Raw genomic sequence first — 19,285 nt, forward strand, 5'->3', positions numbered from 1 at the left:
CTCGGGCGGCCTACTCCGGCGCGTCGCCCCGCGCGGCGGGCGCCGCGGGCTCCTGCGAGCGCTCCGCCTCTGGCTCGCCGGAGCTCCCGGAGCGCGATGCGACCAGGGCCGCGAGCGCGATCAGCGACGCAATGGCCACGATCGCGCCGAAGCGCGCCCTCGCGCTCCCCCTCGCCGGCGCGTCGAGGGGGGCGGCCCGCGCGAGCGCGCGCGAGCTCGGCCCGACGCTGTCCGGCGGGAGCAGCGCGGCGCCCGGCGCCGCCTTCAGCCCGAGCCCGATCGTCGGGAGCGAGGCGCGGTGGCGGGGCGGGAGCGTCGCCCCGAGGATCCGCGCGGCGCGCTCCGCGTGCCCCTGGCTCGCCTCCGACGCGAACGGGGCGAGCGCGATCGCGAGCTCGGCCACGTTCGCGGGCCGCCGCGCCGGATCCTTCGCGAGGCAGCCGAGGACGACGCGCTCGACCTCGGGGGGAATGTCGCTGCGGAGCGCGCTCGGGAGCTCCGGCTCCGCGCCCGCGATGCGCGCCGCGAGGTCGGCGGGCGAGCTCGCGTCGAACGGCGGCTGCCCCGTCAGGAGCCGGTAGAGGATCGCGCCGAGCGACCAGAGATCGGCGCGGGCGTCGGCGTCAGCGGGCGACCGCAGCTGCTCGGGCGCCATGTAGGGGGCGGCGCCGGGCATCTGCCACGCTTGCACCGGCGAGCCGCCGCCGCCCGCGCCGGGCAGCGGCCTGGAGACGCCGAAGTCGAGCACCTTGAGGAGCGATGTCCCGCCGGGCGTCCGCGCGAGGAACAGGCTCGCCGGCTCGAGGCCGCGGTGCACGATCCCCGCGGCGTGCGCCTCGGCCAGCGCCACGCAGGCCTGCATCACGTGGTCGAGGGCCTCCGGCAGATCGAGCTGGCCCCGGTCGCGGAGCAGCTCGGAGAGGCTCTGCCCTTCGAGCTGCTCCATCACGACGTAGGGGACGCCCGACCCGAGCTGGCCCACGTCGAGCACGCGCACGACGTGCTCGCCCCGGAGCTGCATCGCCGCGCGCGCCTCGCGGAGCAGCCGCTCGGCGACGTCCTTGCTGGAGCCGTCGAGCAGGAGCTTGATGGCGACGCGCTGCGGGAGGACGAGGTGGCTCGCGCCGACCACCACCCCCGTGCCGCCGCTGCCCAGCACCCGATCGATCCGGTATTTCTCAGCGATCACGTCCCCTGCGACGACAGGCACGTTCATCGAGGCTCCCTGCGGCGCGCCCCGGCGTGGGAGCTCGCGCCGCCCACCCCCGCGCCTGCGTGTCCAGCATCTTACCACGCATGTGCGCCGATTGGCTGCCATCGCGCGCCGCCACGGGCGCTCCGGCCGCCTCGCGCCGGCGGTGGCGGCGAGAGAGGCAGTGAATTCGTCATGTTGCCAGACACCACGCGCGCTACCTGATGAGATCGCCAGAAGCAACGCGCGTTGACGACCGGGGACAGGCGAACGGGGGCGCGGCGGCGAGGGCGCCGGCGCCGCGCGGCTCGCGCGCCCGCGCGCCCGCGCGCCGGGCGGCCCGGGTGGTGCAGCGCGCGTCGCCGCGCGGCCCGGCGCGGAGCAGCGAGACCACCTTTCGCGGACCGGAACGTGGCCGGAGCGGGGCGGGTCCTCGCGCGGTGGGGGTCGGGCGGCGCGGAGAACTTCCGCCCGCGGCGCCTGCTCGTGGACGCGGAGGTCGCCCGGGTCGAACGCGACGTCGAGGCCGCCGCGAGGAGCAGGCCGGAGCAGGTGAGCTCGAGCCTGCTCGACAACGCCAGCCTCGGTCCGTCCCCCGCGCCGCCCCACGAGCGCCCTCTCCGGGGGCCCGCGGATCTCTCGATGGATACCCACACGGACATCTGTCCGTCCCACGAACGCTCACTCCGGGGAGCCACGGCCGTTCCGAAGAGATCCATCGTTGCACGACGAATCCGGGCGATGCGGTCGTGGCGAGAGGGCGCTCACCACGGTTTTGACGTGAGCGGACCCGTTTTGCACGACGGCGCGCGGTGTTCCGGCATGCGCGCTGCAATCCGGGTAGCATGCTTCGCATGAGCACCGGACCGCAACCTGACCTGTCCTCGCCGGCCGCGGCGCGGGCGCCTGCGCGCGCGGCGCGCTGGGCTGTGCGCACGCTGCCGGGCGCGGCGCTCGCGGCGATGATCGGCTGTGCGCTCGGTGCGCAGCCGGGGGGCTCTCCCCACGTGAGCGCGTCCAGCCCGGAGGAGGCAGGTCGATACCTGATCCTCGTCGGCGGCTGCAACGACTGCCATACGCCCGGCTGGGATCGATCGAGCGGCCGGCTCCCGACCTCGGAGTGGCTCACTGGCAATGACATCGGTTACCGGGGGCCGTGGGGGACGAGCTATGCGGCGAACCTCCGGCTCTCCGCCCAGCGCCTCAGCGAGGAGGCCTGGGTGGCGATGTTCCGCGCCGGCGTCGGCCTCCCGCCCATGCCGTGGCTCAACTACACGACCATGCACGAGCGCGATCTCGTGGCCATGTACCGGTTCATCCGGAGCCTCGGAGAGAAGGGCGTCCCCGCGCCGCAGCCCGTGCCCCCGGGACAGGAGCCCCGGACCCCCTACATCCTGATGGTCCCCCAGCAACCCGGCGGCGGCTGAGATATCTCCCCAGCTCCCCCGAGAGAGCGCTCACCGCCGATTGCCGAGGCTCGCTCTCCACGGAACAGCCGGAGGCCCCCGGAGAGGGTGTTCGTGTCGTGGGGCGGCGCGGGGGCCGGGCAACCCGGCAAGACCTGGCCGACGACCCGCCGCCGCCCACCGCCTACCGCCTGCGCTCGCGCCCCCCGTCCGGCGCCGCCATGAGCGGTCGCAGCCCGTTGACGCAGGCGAGGACCGCCGAGCCGTTGTTCATGAGCGTCGCCATCACCGGGTTCAGGAACCCCGGGATCGACAGCGCATACGCGACCGCGTTCACGCCGAGGATCATCGAGAAGTTCTGGTGAATGAGGCGCATCGCGCTGCGCGAGATGTCGATCGCCTCGACGAGCTTGGACAGATCGTCCTCGACGAGGACGACGCCCGCCGTCTCCCGGGCGATCTCCGCGCCCGCGGACACGGAGATGCCGATGTCCGCGTACGACAGCGCGGGTGAGTCGTTGATGCCGTCCCCCACCACCGCGACCGTGCGGCCCTCCTGCGTCAGCCGGCGCGTGATCTCGGCCTTGTCCTCGGGCAGCATCTCCGCGAAGAAACGCGTGATGCCGAGCTCCTGGGCGACCTGCCGGGCCACCTCGCGGCTGTCGCCCGTCAGCATGACGATATCGTCGATCCCGCGCTCGCGCAGGCTCCGGATGGTCGCGCGGCTCTCGGCCCGGATCGCGTCGCGGCACGCGAGCGTGGCCACGTGCCGGCCGTCGACCGCGAGGAAGAGGAGCGACTTCGCCGCGCCCTCGAGCGCCTCCCTCGCCGCCGCCTCGGTGCGGCAGGCGACGCCGAGCTCCTCCATGAAGCGCGGGCTGCCGAGCTGCACGACGTGGCCGTGGACCCGCGCCTGCACCCCCTTGCCGACGAGATAACGGGACTCCTCCCGCTCCGGGATCGGCAGCCGCCACGCCTCGGCCAGGCGGAGCACGGCCTGGGAGACAGGGTGGGTCTGCCGCGCCGACACCGCGGCGGCCAGCGCCGCCGCCTCGCGCTCCGACAGCGCGTCGTGGACGAGGAAGTCCGTCACCTCCGGGACGCCGGACGTCAGCGTGCCTGTCTTGTCGAACACCACGGTCGACACCCTCGCGAGCCTCTCGATGTGGGCGCCCCCCTTGATGAGGATGCCGCGCCGCGCCGCGGCGTTCATCGAGGCGAGCACCGTCGTCGGCGCCGAGACGCGCGGGCCGGTGCCGAAGTCGATCGTGAGGATCGCCGACACGCGGCCGAGATCCCGCGTGGCCGCGAGCACGACGGCCGAGCAGGCGAGCGCCGGCGGGACCAGCCGGTTCGCCACCACCTCGGCGTAGTTCTGCGCGCGCGTCTCCAGCGCGGGCGCGTTCTCGATCAGCCGCGCCGTGCTCGCGGCCGTCGTGTCACCGCCCACCCGCTCGGCGCGGATGTACAGCTTGCCGTCCCGGAGGACGGTCGCGGCGAAGCAGCGGTCGCCAGGGCCCTTGAGCACCGGCATCGACTCGCCGGTCAGCGTCTGTTGATCGACGAGCCCCTCGCCGTCCGTCACCGTCCCGTCGACCGGGATCACCGAGCCGGTATAGACGACGAGCACGTCCCCCACCGCGAGCTCGGCCACCGGGATCTGCACCTTCGCGTCGCCCCGGACCACCCACGCGAGGTCCAGCTGGTAGCCGAGCAGGCCGCGGATCGCGCGCCGGGCGCGCGCCTGGGTGAGATCGCGGATGTGGTCGCCGAGCGTGACCAGCCAGATGATGCCGGCCGCGTTGACGGCGTCCCCCGTGGCCACGGCCGAGGCGATCGCCAGGCTGTCGAGCAGGTCGACGTTCAGCTCGCGCCGCCGCACCACCGCGTCCCACGCCCGCCTGAGGATCGGGACCGACGTCACGAAGATGAACGGATACGCGAGCAGCGGGCTGACGACGCCGCCGAGCGACAGGGCCATGCCGGCGCTCGAGAGGTAGAGCGGGCCCCTCGCGAGGGCGGACGTCCGGCGCGCCTCGCGGGCCCGGCGCGCGAGCCGCAGCGCGCCCCGCGGGGCCGGGGTCGCCGCGGCGACCTGGGCGGCGCGCACGATCGCGGCGACGTCCGCCTGCCGTGGGTCGTGCTCGACCACGACGCTCGACGCCGCCTCGGCGACGCGCACGGACACGACCCCGGGCACGGCGGCGAGCCCCGCCTCGAGCTGCGGGCCGAACGCCGCGTCGCGCCGCAGGCGCGCGAGCCGCAGGCGGACCCTGCCGGGGATCGCGTGGACCACCGAGACGGGCTCGGCCTCGCTCGACGGGAGCGCCGCCGTCATCGCCCCGTCTCGCCGCCCTCGGGCGCCCCCGGGCTCGCGAGGAGGCTCTGGAGGCGATCGTGGTTGAGCAGCACGAAGGCGTCGACTCCATACTTGATGAGCGTGATCCAGTGGGGCGCGTCCGGAGCGCGCCGCATCAGCGCCTGGAGCAGCCCGGAGCCGACGAGCACGCACGGGACCAGGATCGTGAGGTCGACCTGGGGCGGCGGGATCACCTGCGACGCCGCGTTCAGCCGGACCGCGGCGTCGCGCACGAGGCGCGCGGTCCGGCCCGGGCTCGGCGGCTCCGCCGGCGCGGCGCAGGGCGGCGCGAGATCGTCGATCGACGAGCCGCCGCAGCACGCGAGCTCCGGGATCCGCGCGAGCTCGTCGAGGACGGCCCCGATCGGCGCGTCGGGCTCGTGCTCGACCACGAGGCAGGCCGCCCACGGGCTCACCCGCGCGTCGACGACCGACGGGCACTCGCGCGCCATCTCCGCGATCTGCTCCGCCCTCGCCGGGTCTCGGCGGAGCGCGCCGACGCCGATGCGCACGCGCCCCGGGATGCGATGGATGATGAAGACCTCTCGATCGGTCGGCATGGCTCACCTCCCGGCCGGCGGGGCCGGGTCGTCCAGAACGCGTCCCCCGTCAGCCCGCGGGCGGCTCGACCCGGGCGCGCACCCCGGCTCCCCCGGCGCCCTCCGGCTCCCGGGCCATCTCGTCCTTCACCTCGGCGACGAGGTCGGCGACCCTCTCCCTGCCTTCGCCGAGCGCCCCCTTGACCGCCTCGATCGCGGTCAAGCCGAGCTTCAACGCCTTCTTGGCGGTCGGGCGGGTGATCCTCGCCAGGCTGGCGAGCCCCACGCCGATGATGATGCCGAGCCCGATGCGTTCCATCGCCCCCTCCCCTCCTCGCACCCCCGCGCGCGCCGGCGCCGAGCACGTCAATCCGCTGCAAGACAGAGACTCATGGACCACAAAGGCACAGAGTCGCAGAGAGGGTCAGAACCAGGACATCCTTCCTCTGCGCGCTCTGTGCCTCTGGGGTCAGCTCTTCAATATCTCGATCGGTCCGGCGCAACGGCGCCGCGCCGCGCGGCGCCGTCCCGCCGCGGCCACGACCAGGACGGGCGCCGCCGCGCGGGCGAGAGCGCCCGATCCGGGAACGTGGGAGGGCACCTTCGAACGAAAGACTCCGTCTTTGCAACTTCCGCGAGAGTCCCCACAAGCGGTTTGTAACATCGGTGTCGCCCGCTCGCCACGTGCTTTTCATGTCCAATCGACACCTGACTTGCGTGCTGGCGGAGCGTCCTGTCCGGGCGCCCGGGGCGCGCGCCGCCCGCCGCGCCGCGCGTCGCGGGCGAGCCTCGCGCGGGCGGCGAGGGCCGCGGGCGCGCGGCGACGCCCGCGTGTCCGTCGCTTCCAGCGCGCGAGCGACCGTGGTAAATTTCCCGTCATGCAAGCGGGGCAGCAGCACGACGAGCCCGGAAGGGACAGCGGAGGATCTCTCCTCACCGAGCTCCTGGCGGAGACGGGGCTCGCGCCGGCCGACCCGACCTACCAGGACGTGAAGGAGGGCATGGAGGCGGCCCTGGGCAGGGCGGCGCACCGGCCGGACGGCGCGGCGCTCGACAACGCCCTGGTCGACCTGTGGATCGCCGAGATCGACCGCCGGCTGTCCCGCCAGATAGACGAGATCCTGCATCACCCGGTGTTCCAGCGGCTCGAGGCCGCGTGGCGCGGGCTCAAGTTCGCGGTCGACCACATCGATTTCCGCGAGAACATCCGGGTCGAGATCCTGAGCTGCTCCAAGGACGACCTGCTCGCGGATTTCGAGGACTCGTCGGAGGTGGTGCGGAGCGGTCTCTACAAGATCGTCTACTCCTCGGAGTTCGGCTCCTTCGGCGGCAAGCCGTTCGCGGCCATCATCTCGCATTACGAGTTTGGCCCGGTGCCACAGGACATCGCGCTCCTCCAGAAATGCGCGGCGGTGGCGACGATGGCGCACGCGCCGTTCCTCGCCGTCGCGGGCCCGCAGTTCTTCGGGCTCACGGACTACCGGAAGGTGCCGCACCTCGGCGACGTCAAGGCGCTCTTCGAGGGGCCGCAGTACATCAAGTACAACGCGTTCCGCGAGACCGAGGACGCGCGCTACGTGGGCCTGCTCCTCCCCCGCTTCCTCCTGCGCCTGCCCTATGGCGCGGCCACCGTCCCGGTCAAGGCGTTCTCCTACGAGGAGGACGTCGTCGGCGACCACGCGGCCTACTGCTGGGGCGCCCCGACCTACGCGTTCGCGACGCGGCTCGCCGAGAGCTTCGCCCGGTACCGGTGGTGCCTGCACATCATCGGGCCTCAATCAGGCGGCACGGTCGAGGGGCTCACGCTGCACGAGTACGAGGCGATGGGCGCCATCCAGACGAAGATCCCGACCGAGATCATGCTGACGGAGCGCCGCGAGTTCGAGCTCAGCGAGGAGGGCTTCATCGGGCTCACGTTCCGCAAGGACACGGACAACGCCTGCTTCTTCTCCGCCAACTCGGTGCAGAAGCCCAAGGCCTTCGCCCAGACCGAGGAGGGGCGCGCCGCGGAGGTCAACTACCGCCTCGGCGCGCAGCTGCCCTACATCTTCCTCGTCAGCCGGCTCGCCCACTATCTCAAGGTGATGCAGCGCGAGCAGATCGGCACGTGGAAGGAGCGCGGCGACCTCGAGCGGGAGCTGAACACCTGGCTTGGCCAGTTCGTCGCCGACATGGACGTCGTGTCGCCGACGGTGCGCGCCCGCAGGCCGCTCCGCAAGGCGCGGACGACGGTGACCGAGGTCGAGGGGAGCGCGGGCTGGTATCGGGTGCACCTCGAGGTGCGCCCGCACCTCAAGTACATGGGGGCCTATTTCACCCTCAGCCTGATGGGCAAGCTCGACCGGGAGTGACGCGGCCGCTCCCTCGGCGGCGCTGCGCGCTCCGGGCGAACCTCGCTCCGGGCCGGACAGCGGTAGACGCCCCCCGGATCGGCGCCGCGGCCGCCCCGTGGTAGAGCGCCTCATGCGCACGAAGCGACAGCTTGCTGCCCCCCTCGCGATCCCCCTGGCCCTCTCTGCGCTGCTGGGCTGCGGCCCCGCCGCGAGCCCGCCGCCGCTCCCCCCCGCCGGCGCCGCGCTGCCGTCGCCCCAGCCGGCGCCGCAGGGGCTGCCGGTCGTCGAGACGACGCTCGAGGCGGTGGGGCTCGACGGGGCCGCGCTCGACCGGTCGGTGAGCCCCTGCGACGACTTCTACCAGTTCGCCTGCGGCGGCTGGCTCGCGAAGGCCGAGATCCCGGGGGACGAGCGCGCCTGGTACCGGAGCTTTCACGAGATCGAGAAGCGCAACAAGGCAGAGCTCCGGCGCATCCTCGAGGACGCCGCCAGCGCCGGCGGGCGGGATCCGGTGAGCCAGAAGATCGGGGCGTTCTACGGCGCGTGCATGGACGAGCCCGCGATCGAGGCCGCCGGCGTGGCGCCCATCGCGGACCTGCTCGAAAGGGCGCAGAAGGTGCGGGATCCGAAGGGCCTCGGGGCGCTGATCACCGAGCTGCACCGCCGCCGCATCTGGGCGCTCTTCGACATCTCGTCAGCGCAGGACATGAAGGACGCGACGCGCGTCATCGCGATGCTCGACCAGAACGGCCTCGGCTTGCCGGACCGCGACTACTATCTCAACGAGGACGACAAGTCGAAGGCGCTCCGCAGGACGTATGAAGAGCACGTCGCGCGGATGATGCGGCTCGCGGGGGCGAAGGGGGCCGCGGCGACGGCGGCGGCGGCGGCGGTGATGCAGATCGAGACCGAGCTCGCGAAGATCTCGAAGACGCGGGTCGAGCGGCGGGATCCGAAGGGGCTTTACAACAAGCTGGACCGGGCGGCGCTCGCGAAGGCGGCGCCCAGTTTCCCGTGGGACGCGTACTTCCAGGGGATCGGCCGTCCGGACATCAAGGAGGTGAACGTGACCTCCGTCCGCTTCTTCGAGGGGCTCTCCCGGCTGCTCACGGCGGTGAAGCCCGCGGCGTGGCAGAGCTACCTCGCGTGGCACGTCGTGCGCTCCACGGCGCCGCTCTTGCCCAGGGCGTTCGTCGACGAGAGCCTCACGCTGGAGGCGGCGCTCACCGGGAAGCGGGAGGTGGAGGCGCGCTGGAAGCGCTGCGTGGACGCGACCGACGGCGCGCTCGGCGAGCTCCTCGCGCAGCCGTTCGTCAAGACGAGCTTCCCCGGCGCGAGCAAGCCGGCGGCCGAGGCGATGGTGCGCGAGGTCAGCGAGGCGTTCCGGCGCGACGTCCGGTCGCTCGCCTGGATGGACGAGGGCACGAAGCGGCGCGCGCTCGCGAAGCTCGACGCGATGGCGTACCTCATCGGCTATCCGGACAGGTGGAGGACGTACGATTTCGAGATCGATCCGAGGTCGTACGCGAAGAGCGCGCTCGCGGCGCGCGCGTTCCACACGAGCTGGGATCTCGGGAAGATCGACGAGCCGCTCGATCGCGACGAGTGGCAGATGAGCCCGCCCACCGTGAACGCGTATTACGATCTGCAGCGGAACCACATGGTGTTCCCCGCCGGGATCCTGCAGCCGCCGTTCTACAGCGTGAAATCGAGCGTGCCAGTGAACCTGGGCGGCATCGGCATGGTGGTCGGGCACGAGCTCACGCACGGGTACGACGACCAGGGGTCGCAGTTCGACGAGAAGGGCAACCTGGAGGACTGGTGGTCGAAGGAGGTCGCGGCGGCGTTCAAGGACAAGACCGGCTGCGTCGAGGCGCAGTACTCGGCCTACGAGGCGCTGCCGGGCGTCACGCTGAACGGCAAGCTGACGCTGGGCGAGAACATCGCGGATCTCGGGGGCGTGAAGCTCGCGTTCCGGGCTTACCGCGCGATGCGGAGGGGCGCGGCCGAGCAGACGATCGCGGGCGGCTTCACGGAAGATCAGCAGTTCTTCCTGGCGCACGGGCAGGCCTGGTGCGGCAAGATCCGCGACGAGGCGCTCAGGATGATGGTGCAGGTGGACCCGCACGCGCCGCCCCGGTTCCGGGTGAACGGGCCGCTCGCGAACCTCCCGGAGTTCGGCGAGGCGTTCCAGTGCGCGCCCGGCACGCCGATGAGGCCGGCGAAGACGTGCGCGGTCTGGTAGCGGCGGCGCCGCTCACCGCGCGGCCTGGAGCAGGTCGCCCGTGACCCAGGCGGGCGGCGCATAGCGCCCGATCGCGGCCGCCCGCCGCCCCCGCGCGCGCCGTCGGGAGCGAGCCTGGACGACAGCCCCAGCCTCAGCGCACGAGGTGCAGCATCCCCATCATGCCGGCGTCGGCGTGATCCAGGATATGACAGTGGAACATCCACATGCCGGGCCGGTTGTCATAGCGAACGACGAAGCGCGCCGCGCCGCCCACTGGCACGTTCACCGTGTCCTTCCACTCCATCGGCCTGGCCGGCCGCCCGTCCTCGCCGAGCACCTGGAAGAAGAAGCCGTGCAGGTGGAACGGGTGGTCGAAATCAAACGTGTTCTCGACGGTCCACACCTCGGTGTCGCCCACGGTCGCCATGAGCGGCTCCGCCTCCCAGAAGGGCACGTCGTTGATGCCCATCACGAGGTCGCCCTCGCCCTCCTCCAGCGTCAGCTTCAGGTCCACGCGCCTCACCGCCGCCGCCGGATCGAGGGCCGGGATGGCGCGCGCGATGGCCGGGACCGGCGCGTCCTCCACCTCGGGCGCGTCGGCGAGGCGGACGCGGAAGACCTCGACCTCCGGCCGCTGGAAGGTGGTGCCGTAGCCGCGGTCGTACGGCACCCAGCGCACCGGGAGCGTCGAGCCCGGCGCCCCCCGCGGCGTCACGAGCACGTCCGCGCGCTCGCCCGGCGTGAGGACGAGCATCTCCGTCTCGACCGGGCGCTCCATGAGCCCGCCGTCGCCGCCGATGCGGGTGAAGCGGTGGCCGGCGAGCGCGAGCTGGTAATAGCGGCTCTTCGCCGCGTTCACGATGCGCCACCGCTGCCTGAGCCCGGCGCGCGCCTCGATCACCGGGTTGAGCCGCCCGTTGACGAGCAGCTGGTCGCCCTCGCGCCCGAACAGCGTGCCGAAGTTGCCGCCTGCTCGCGGGTCCCCGAGCGCGCCGTCCTCGTGCACCATGATGTCGCTCAGCACGAGGACGAGCTCGTCGCCGAGCTCCGCGGGCTCGTCCGGATCGTCGACCAGCAGCGCGCCATAGAGGCCGTTGCCCTGCTGCGCGGCGGAGTCGACGTGCGGGTGGTACCAGAAGAGCCCCGCGTCGGGCACGACGAAGTCGTAGGTGAAGCTGCCGCCGGGCGGCGTCTCGTCCTGGCTGTGCCCGGGCGCGCCGTCCATCTCCGCGAGCAGGCGCACGCCGTGCCAGTGGATGGTCGTGGGCGCGGGGAGGTCGTTGCGGAAGTGGACGATCACGCGATCGCCGACCCTCGCCCGGAGCAGCGGCCCGGGAATGCCGCCGTCGTAGGTCCAGACAGGCGTCCTCTTGCCGGGCACGATCTCCACCTCCTCGACCCGCGCCGTCAGCTCGACCTCGACCACCCCCGGGCTCGCGTCGAGGTCGCGCGCCGGGCGCAGCTGAACCGCGCTGTCCCACCCTTCGGGCTGGGATCGCTCGGAGGACGCTTCCGCGCAACCGATCGCGGCGATGGCAAGCAAGAGATTGGTGAAGAGCGGTGGTCGGGAACTTCCTGGCATGACGCAGGATACACCCTATCGCTTCCGCTCCCGGATGAAAACCCCGGGGGGCGCTGTCAGGCGTAGCGTCCGACCACGTCGAGCAGGAGGACGAGATCGATGGGCTTCTTGAGGATGTCGACGGCACCGAGCTCGCTCGCCCGCGGCGCCGTCCCCGCCGTGAGGACGACCACGGGGACGTCGGCGATCGCGGGTGTCCGGAGCTGCTCGGCGCGGAACTCGTACCCGTCCATCACCGGCATCATCAGGTCGAGCACGATGAGCGCCGGAGTCGGCGCATCGCGGAGCCTGGCCAGGGCCTCGGCGCCATTCGCGGCCACCGTCACGTCATACCCCTCGTCCGACAGGACGCCCGCGAGCGCGTCGCTGACGCCTCGGTCGTCCTCGACGATGAAGATCGTGCCGGGTCGCCGGGGCTCACGCCGCACGCCGCCGAGCCCGGTCGGGCGCAGCGGGAGCGGCGCGGCGGGAGCGTCGTCCTCGGCCCCATCGAGCGCCTGCGAGGTGTCGCGCTGGACGTCGGCGACGCCGTCCCCGCGCCGTTCGTCGGTGCCCATCGGCGGTACCCATAAAGCGCCCCTTTGCGACGCGCAATTTGAATCCCGCCGCGCGGCCCTCGCGCCCGTTCGCGATGGCGAGATCGATCGTGCCGAGACACGGTGAAGGCGGGCTCAACAGAGCTGCTCGGCGCCCCGGCGGGCGCGAGCGCGACGGGCCGAGCGCCGCGCGCACGCCGGCGTGCGCGCTCGGCTGCGGTCTCGCCGTGCGCGAGAGGCGGAGTCGCGGGCAGGCGCGGAGAGCGCGCCGCGCTGTCAGCCTGTGCCGTATCCGCGCGTCGCCGGCGGCCCGCGCCGCCACCCTGGAGTCCCGGAGGAGCGTGCAGGAAATCAGCAGGAACTCACCGCCTTTCATGCACATGCCGTAGGCGCCGGCGCGAAGGGCTGATACACCTGTGCGCACTTCGATACGGGCCGGCACCGATGGTCGATCAGGCACCACCTGACCCCGGGCCCCCGTGAACCTGAGAGCCGCAGAGGACAAGGGAGCTCGTCAACCCATGAGCGCATTCGCCCAGCGCACGTACCAGAAGTCCCCGCTGCCGCGGTGGGCAGGCCGCACCTCGAGCATCCTCCAGGGGAGGATCGCGCTCCGGCTCGTCGCACCCAGCCGCCCGGCGGGCTCGGAGCGACTCCGGTTCTTCCTCCGGGTAGGCGCGTATTTCAAGGACGAGTGGGCGCGCCTCGGGGCGCTCTTCGCGCTGGTCGCCGTCTCCATCGTGATCAGCCTGCTCCAGGTGTGGCCCGTCGCCGTGATCGTGGACCTCATCTCGTCGGGGCCGCGCGAGGACGACCTCGTCCATCGCATCCTGCTGGCGCCGCTGCCGGACAGCCTGCTCGGCCGCGTCATCGGGCTCGCCGTGATCACGCTCGTCCTCCGCGTCGCGCAGGAGTGCGTGGGCATGGGCCGCGCCCTGCTCAACTTCCGCATCGGCTACGGCGGCCTCATGCGCGTGCGCGGCGACCTGTACCGGAAGCTCCAGGCGCTCCACCTCGGCTATCACCGGGCCCAGCCGCAGGGCGACGCCATCTACCGCCTCAACCAGGACGCCGCCGGGTTCCACGGCATCCTCAACGTGGCCGTGGCGGTGATGGGGAGCGCGCTGACGCTCGTCGTCATGATCTGCATCATGGCCTCGCGCAGCGCGACGCTCACGCTGCTCGCGCTCGCGGTCGTGCCGCCGCTCCTCCTCGCCAACGCCAGGTTCGGCAGCGTGCTGCGCCGGAAGTGCACCGAGGCGAAGGAGGTCGAGAGCCAGCTCACGACGTCCGTGCAGCGCTCCATGGCGTCGATCGGCCTGGTGCAGGCGTGCGGGCGCGAGGCGGACGAGGAGGCGCGGTTCCACGCCACGCTGCGCAACAGCGTGAGGGCCTGGCTCCGGCTCCACCAGGACGAGCTCCGCCACGTGCTGACCATGGGCTCGATCCTCGGGCTGGGGATCGCGCTCGTGCTCGGCTACGGCGGCTACCTCGTCGTCGAGGCCCGGACGAGCGGGGGCTCGTCGGGCATGACGCTGGGCGCGCTGACGGCGTTCCTCGGCTACCTGGGCATGCTCTACGACCCGCTCTGCAAGCTGACGGGCGCGGGCGCCGCGGTGCAGGGCGGCGTGGCGGGCGCGCAGCGCGTGTTCGACGTCTTGGATCGCGACCAGGCCGTGACCGACGGGCACGCCGCGATCCACCTCCCCCAGCAGCCGCGCACGCTCGATATCGAGGGCGTCGAGTTCGAGTACCGCGCCGGGCACCCGGTCCTGCGCGGGATCGACGCGACCATCCGGCCGGGGGAGATGGTGGCCTTCCTGGGCTCGGCCGGCGCGGGCAAGACGACGCTGTTCAGCCTGCTGCCTCGCTTCCACAACCCCACGCGCGGGGCGCTCCGGCTCGACGGCATCGACATCGGCACGATCCGCCTCTCCGACCTGCGCAAGCACGTCGCGCTCGTCCTCCAGGACAGCGTCCTCCTGCCGACCACGATCGCGGAGAACATCGCCTATGGCCGGCCCACCGCGACGGACGCGGAGATCCGGGAGGCGGCCCAGCGGGCCGGGGCCGCCGGCTTCATCGAGGCGCTGCCGGACGGCTACGACACGCAGATCGCGGACGGCGGGCTGAACCTGTCCGCCGGCCAGCGGCAGCGCATCGCGATCGCGCGCGCGCTGCTCACCGACGCGCCGATCCTGGTGCTCGACGAGCCGACGGACGGGCTCGACGCCGAGCACGAGCGGACGCTCGGCAAGGCGCTGCGCGCGCTCAAGGGCCAGAGGACGATCATCCTCTTGAGCCACCGCCTGAGCACGGTGGTCGACTGCGATCAGGTCTTCGTGATGGAGCGCGGCCGCATCGTCGAGCGCGGCGCGCACGCGGAGCTGCTCCGGCGAGGCGGCGTGTACACCCGGATGGCGCGCTGGCAGCTCCTGCACCCCGACCACGTCGCGCACGGGGGCGAGGGCGCGCCGCAGACGCAGCGGAGCGCGGCCCGTCGCGCTCACCCGATCTCGGCGGAGCCCTTTCGCGCCGACGACGCGGTGATGAGCTGAATCCGGGCCCCCGCCAGGGCCGGCGGCCGCAGCGCGCTGGGCCGCCGGCGGGCGCAGGGGGCGGCGGGCGCGGCGAGGGACGATTCGGACAGCGTCCCCACGAGCCCGCCCGATCGCTTTTCGCCGCGGCGCGCCATCACGGCGCGCCGCGGACGTGATAGAGGTCCGGTGCGCGCGTACGCCGCGATGGACGCCGGATCACCGATGCTGCGGGCCACGAACATCGACAGTTTGAGCCGAGAGACGTTCGACGTCCTCGTCCTCGGCGCCGGCATCAACGGCGCCGTCTCGGCCGCCGCCCTCGCCGCGAAGGGGGCGAAGGTCGCCCTGATCGACCGGGGCGACTTCGCCGGCTTCACCAGCCAGGAGTCGTCGAACCTGGCCTGGGGCGGCATCAAGTACATGGAGAGCTTCGAGCTCTGGCTCGTGCGCAAGCTCTGCAAATCGAGGAATCTCCTCCTCAGGAGCTATCCCTCGTCGGTGCGGGAGATCCGGTTTTACACCGCGCACGAGCGGGGCTTCCGTCACGGCCTGTTCAAGCTCTTCCTGGGCACCTGGCTCTACTGGATCATCGGCAGCTTCTTCACGCGGATCCCGCGCCTGCTCTCCCGCCGGGTGATGGCGCGGGAGGAGCCCCTCATCAACCTCGACGGCTGCGACGGCGGCATCGAGTACTCCGACGCGTACCTGGTCGACAACGACGCGCGGTTCGTGTGGGGCTTCGTCCGCGCCGCGCTCGACCGCGGCGCCCGGGCGGCCAACTACGTCGAGTCGCTGGGGGCGCGGCGCGAGGGGGGCGCGTGGGTCACGCGCGCCCGCGACGTCCTGTCGGGCCGGGAGCTCGCCATCCGGTCGCGCGTGCTCGTGAACGCGTGCGGGCCGTTCGTGGACGCGCACAACGCGCTCACGGGCCAGCGGACGGGCCACCGTCACATCTTCTCGAAGGGCATCCACCTCATCGTGGATCGGCTCACGCCGAGCCGGCGGGTGCTCACGTTCTTCGCGGACGACGGCCGGCTGTTCTTCGTGATCCCGATGGGCCCGCGGACGTGCGTCGGCACGACCGACACCCGCGTCGAGAGCCCGCGCGCCGAGGTGACGCCCGAGGACCGGCGCTTCGTGCTCTCCAACATCAACAAGCGGCTCGCCCTGCCCCGGCCGCTGACCGAGGCGGACATCATCGCCGAGCGCTGCGGGGTGCGCCCCCTCGCGGTCCGGGACGGCGGCGGCGGCGAGGACTGGCTGCAGCTCTCGCGCAAGCACGCCATCGAGATCGACCGGACAGAGCGCCACGTGAGCATCTTCGGCGGCAAGCTCACCGATTGCATCAATGTGGGCGAGGAGATCTGCGCCGCCGCCGAGGAGCTCGGCGTCGCGCTGCCCCGGCCGGGAGAGCGCTGGTACGGCGAGCCGGGCGAGGAGGTCCGCCGCGCGTTCCTCGAGAGGGCGCGCGCCCTCGACCTCGACGCGCTGGCGCCGCCGCGCGCCACGGAGAAGCTCAGCGAGCGCCTGTGGCGCCGGTACGGCGCGCACGCGCTCGGGATGCTCGAGGAGATCCGGCGCGACCGGCGGATGGCCGACGCCCTGATCGAGGGGGTGGACGACCTCCGGTGCGAGGTCGCGCACGCCGCCCGGACCGAGATGATCGCGAAGCTCGAGGATTTCCTGCGGCGGCGCACGAGGATCGCGCTGCTGCTCCGCCGCGAGGAGCTCGCGAGATCGCCCGGCCTCCGGGAGGCGTGCCGGATCCTGTTCGGGGACGAGGCCGACCAGCGGCTCGCGGAGTACTTCGAGCAGCCCGGCGAGAGGGCGCCCGCGGAGGGCGCGGCGCCCGTCGCGGCGCCGCCGGTCGAGTGACGCCGCGTCGCGGGGTCTGATCAGCGCTCGCCGGGCCCGGCGAGCGGAGGCCGCGCGCGCCCCCGCCGCGTGACCCGCGCGGCCTCTGGATCACAAGGTGGTATCAAGAGCGCATCTCGGAGCGCCCCTCTCGAGCGCTGCGATGGAGAGCGTGCGCGCACCCACCGACTCCGCTGCTCGTGCGTGATAAGGTGAAATCATCACGCATCCCCTACACCATCGCTCCACATGTGGGACAACGAGGCATGATGTGCCGCGAGAATTCGCGGTTGCGATCCGCTGCTCCCGCCGGAGAGGGACACCGCGACCCACGGGCGCAGCGCGAGCGGGGGGGCATGACGCCCGGGGCGCGATATTGGGCCCTGAGAGAGGAGGACATGTCAAGCACGCATGCGGTTTTCCTGCGCGCGCGGCGGCGCCGGCGGGGCCCTCTCGGCCCGGAGGTGACGCGCGAGCGGCTCCCCTGTGTTACGGCCCTCTCCAGCATCCCCCTTTCACCAGGCTCGATCGAATCGCGGGCTCGTCTCGTATGGGGCGCTTGACAAGGAGGGTTAATCGTCGGCTACGCTAACTACTCAGGATGACCGGGAGGGCATGACGGGGGTGGAGAAAATACGCAGGCGATCCATGCGGGGACGGCGATCAGCGGACAGGATGCCCTCGGGCCACGTCGCCAATCTGGCGCGATTTGCATACCGTCTGATGCTGTCGTGTGGGCCGCAGAACAACCGCCTGGCCGCCGCTGTTCGGCCCGGAACATTTCGCTCCATTATCGGGATTCTCGCCGCGCATGTTCGCCTCGGCACAGCCCGCGCGTGGCTCCGGCGAGCGCTCCAGCCCGCGCGCGTGCCGGCGGTCCTCATCGCGGCGGCGCTGCTCGTCGGGAGCGGCCTTTTGCTGCTCAGCCCCCCGACCACGGCGCGCCCCGACACCACGCTCTACGTTTATGCGGTGACACCGCTCCGGGCCCGGGCCCTCGAACAGAAGATCGAGGACGCGATGCCCGGCGTCGATGTCACGGTGTTCGGGAAGCTGAGCGATTTCAAGGTCGCGCTCGAGGCGAACCCGCCCGACGCGGCGCTGTCGCCGAAGCCGGTCCTGGCCTCGCTCAATCGGGCCGCGGACCTCCAGGGCATGAGGGCGGGGAGCGACGCGGAGCAGTATCTCCTGGTCTCTACGAGGACGCTGAACAGGGACATGCTCTCGTCCTTCAGGTACGGGATCATCGACCTCGTGGAGCGGAGAGCGCTCCCGAGGTTCGTCGCCGGGCTCCTGGGCGTGAGCGCCGCGCCGGAGGTCCAGCGCGTCACGAAGATCGAAGATCTGCTGCAGCTCCTTCAGTTTCAGACGGCTGACGCGGTGCTCCTCCCGGAGCGCTTTCGCGCCGATTTCGAGTCCAAGAGCAAGATGAACTTCACTATCCTCAGTCTCTCGACGGCCAAGGTCGGGCTGGTGGCCGTCTCGTTCCTCGGCGAGCGTCAGTCTGTCGAGGGCGCGCTCCGGAGGCTCCCCAAGGACGTGCTGGCCGATCTGGGGGTGGACGAATGGAAATGAGGTGGACGCGCCCCCGCGCCCTTCGCCTGCTGCGGCGAGCCTCCGCCCTCGCCGGCCTCTTGCTGACGCTGAGCTGCTCGTCGGGCCCGGCCTCCCAGAGCCCCCGAGATCCGGGTCCGCTGCCCGAGGCGCCGCCTCCGGACGGCAGGCCCGTCATCTCCATCATCGCGCCATCGGACTCGCAGCTCGACGACATGCTGAAATCGCTCCGCGTCGAGCTCGCTGACGAATACCGTGTCACCATCTCGCCGATCCGCGTCGAGGACTCGAGCCCCGAGCTCGTGGCGCGGCTCATGGCGCGAGATCGCCCGCGGGCGGTGGTGCTGGTCAACAACTCCACCGTGCTCCTTTACCGCAGCTGGGCGCGCACGGCGGAGGCGCCGCCGGTCGCGCTGATCCTGATGGCGTCCTTCGCCGAGGAGCTCCAGCGCACCGTCCCCAACTCGGTGGCGATCTCCTACGAGGTGCCGACGGTCACGGCCATGGTGGGGCTCCGCACGCTCGGCCTCGACGTCCGCCGCGTCGGCGTCGTGTACCGCCAGGGCTTCGCCCGTCACATCGCGCGGCAGGAGGCCCTCATGCAGGTCGAGGAGCTGACCTTCGTGAGGCAAGAGCTCTCGAACAGGCCGCGCGTCCAGGACCTCCGCGCCGCGCTGGTGAACCTCCAGCGCGCGGACGTGGACGCGATCTGGCTGCCGAACGACAACGGCCTGCTGAGCCCGGGGCTCCTGACCAACGTATGGCTCCCCTACGTGGATCGGCTCGACGCGCCGGTGGTCGTGGCCGTGCGTTCGCTCGTGAACGAGCACGCGGAGTTCGGGACGTTCGCGGCCATCCCGGACACCCAGGCGCTCGCGGTGCAGGCGGCCGATCTCCTGTACGAGCTCGCGGACGCCGACTGGAAGCTCCGCGCGGCCGACGTGCGCCTGCCCATCTCCGTGAAGCGGCTGGTCGACGTGAGGCTCGCGCGGCGCTTCGGGCTCGATTCGAGCCAGTTCGGGCAAGTCGATCACCTCGTCGGGCGGTGAGCGCGTAGCGGGGGGGAATGGAGAAGCCATGCGAATACCTCTTCCACCGGACACATGGTCACGAAGCTACGGGTCGCCTCGCGCCATGGAACGCCCGGGCCTGGCTCCGCCCCC

General features: G+C 72.3%; 13 protein-coding genes. 7 read left to right on the top strand and 6 right to left on the bottom strand.

The window, feature by feature from the left end:
* Positions 1-10 precede the first annotated feature (10 nt).
* Complete coding sequence (locus tag WMF31_RS30530) at positions 11-1,216, bottom strand: serine/threonine-protein kinase (RefSeq protein ID WP_436605323.1); 1,206 nt, start codon at positions 1,214-1,216, stop codon at positions 11-13.
* Between the two features lie 830 nt (positions 1,217-2,046).
* Between WMF31_RS30530 and WMF31_RS30535 the strand changes: the two genes are divergently transcribed.
* Complete coding sequence (locus WMF31_RS30535) at positions 2,047-2,619, top strand: cytochrome C (RefSeq protein ID WP_436605324.1); 573 nt, start codon at positions 2,047-2,049, stop codon at positions 2,617-2,619.
* Positions 2,620-2,782: 163 nt separating this feature from the next.
* Here WMF31_RS30535 and WMF31_RS30540 read toward each other — a convergent pair whose 3' ends face one another.
* From WMF31_RS30540 to WMF31_RS30550, 3 genes are read right to left on the bottom strand one after another with little or no spacing between them, the layout of a single operon-like run.
* Positions 2,783-4,936, bottom strand: coding sequence for a heavy metal translocating P-type ATPase (locus WMF31_RS30540; RefSeq protein ID WP_436605325.1), 2,154 nt, complete (start codon positions 4,934-4,936; stop codon positions 2,783-2,785).
* A complete protein-coding gene (locus WMF31_RS30545; protein ID WP_436605326.1) occupies positions 4,933-5,517 on the bottom strand; it encodes a hypothetical protein in 585 nt (194 codons plus the stop codon). The genes WMF31_RS30540 and WMF31_RS30545 overlap by 4 nt, the downstream gene beginning before the upstream one ends.
* 49 nt (positions 5,518-5,566) lie before the next feature.
* A complete protein-coding gene (locus WMF31_RS30550) occupies positions 5,567-5,815 on the bottom strand; it encodes a hypothetical protein (protein WP_436605327.1) in 249 nt (82 codons plus the stop codon).
* A gap of 559 nt (positions 5,816-6,374) precedes the next feature.
* Here WMF31_RS30550 and tssC point away from each other — a divergent pair.
* Positions 6,375-7,847 (top strand): type VI secretion system contractile sheath large subunit, encoded by a 1,473-nt coding sequence (tssC, locus tag WMF31_RS30555; protein WP_436605328.1) that lies wholly within the window; start codon positions 6,375-6,377, stop codon positions 7,845-7,847.
* A gap of 112 nt (positions 7,848-7,959) precedes the next feature.
* Entirely contained in the window at positions 7,960-10,074 is a 2,115-nt protein-coding gene (locus tag WMF31_RS30560) for a M13 family metallopeptidase (RefSeq protein WP_436605329.1), read from the top strand.
* A 133-nt stretch (positions 10,075-10,207) separates the two neighbouring features.
* Here the strand turns inward: WMF31_RS30560 and WMF31_RS30565 are convergent, their stop codons facing one another.
* Complete coding sequence (locus WMF31_RS30565) at positions 10,208-11,638, bottom strand: multicopper oxidase family protein (protein ID WP_436605330.1); 1,431 nt, start codon at positions 11,636-11,638, stop codon at positions 10,208-10,210.
* A 56-nt stretch (positions 11,639-11,694) separates the two neighbouring features.
* Positions 11,695-12,195 (bottom strand): response regulator, encoded by a 501-nt coding sequence (locus WMF31_RS30570; RefSeq protein WP_436605331.1) that lies wholly within the window; start codon positions 12,193-12,195, stop codon positions 11,695-11,697.
* Positions 12,196-12,695: 500 nt separating this feature from the next.
* On the opposite strand from WMF31_RS30570, the gene WMF31_RS30575 reads away from it, so the two are divergent.
* From WMF31_RS30575 to WMF31_RS30590, 4 genes are all read left to right on the top strand, one after another.
* Positions 12,696-14,732 (top strand): ABC transporter ATP-binding protein, encoded by a 2,037-nt coding sequence (locus WMF31_RS30575; protein ID WP_436605332.1) that lies wholly within the window; start codon positions 12,696-12,698, stop codon positions 14,730-14,732.
* Between the two features lie 204 nt (positions 14,733-14,936).
* Positions 14,937-16,589 carry a glycerol-3-phosphate dehydrogenase/oxidase gene (locus WMF31_RS30580; RefSeq protein WP_436606619.1) on the top strand — a complete coding sequence of 551 codons (1,653 nt, stop codon included), beginning with the start codon at positions 14,937-14,939 and terminating at the stop codon, positions 16,587-16,589.
* Between the two features lie 846 nt (positions 16,590-17,435).
* Complete coding sequence (locus WMF31_RS30585; protein ID WP_436605333.1) at positions 17,436-18,143, top strand: hypothetical protein; 708 nt, start codon at positions 17,436-17,438, stop codon at positions 18,141-18,143.
* Positions 18,134-19,171 (top strand): hypothetical protein, encoded by a 1,038-nt coding sequence (locus tag WMF31_RS30590; RefSeq protein ID WP_436605334.1) that lies wholly within the window; start codon positions 18,134-18,136, stop codon positions 19,169-19,171. Before WMF31_RS30585 ends, WMF31_RS30590 begins: the two co-directional genes overlap by 10 nt.
* The last annotated feature ends 114 nt before the right edge of the window (positions 19,172-19,285 follow it).

The organism is Sorangium sp. So ce1036 (genome assembly GCF_051369805.1).
Taxonomy (GTDB): domain Bacteria; phylum Myxococcota_A; class Polyangia; order Polyangiales; family Polyangiaceae; genus Sorangium; species Sorangium cellulosum_F.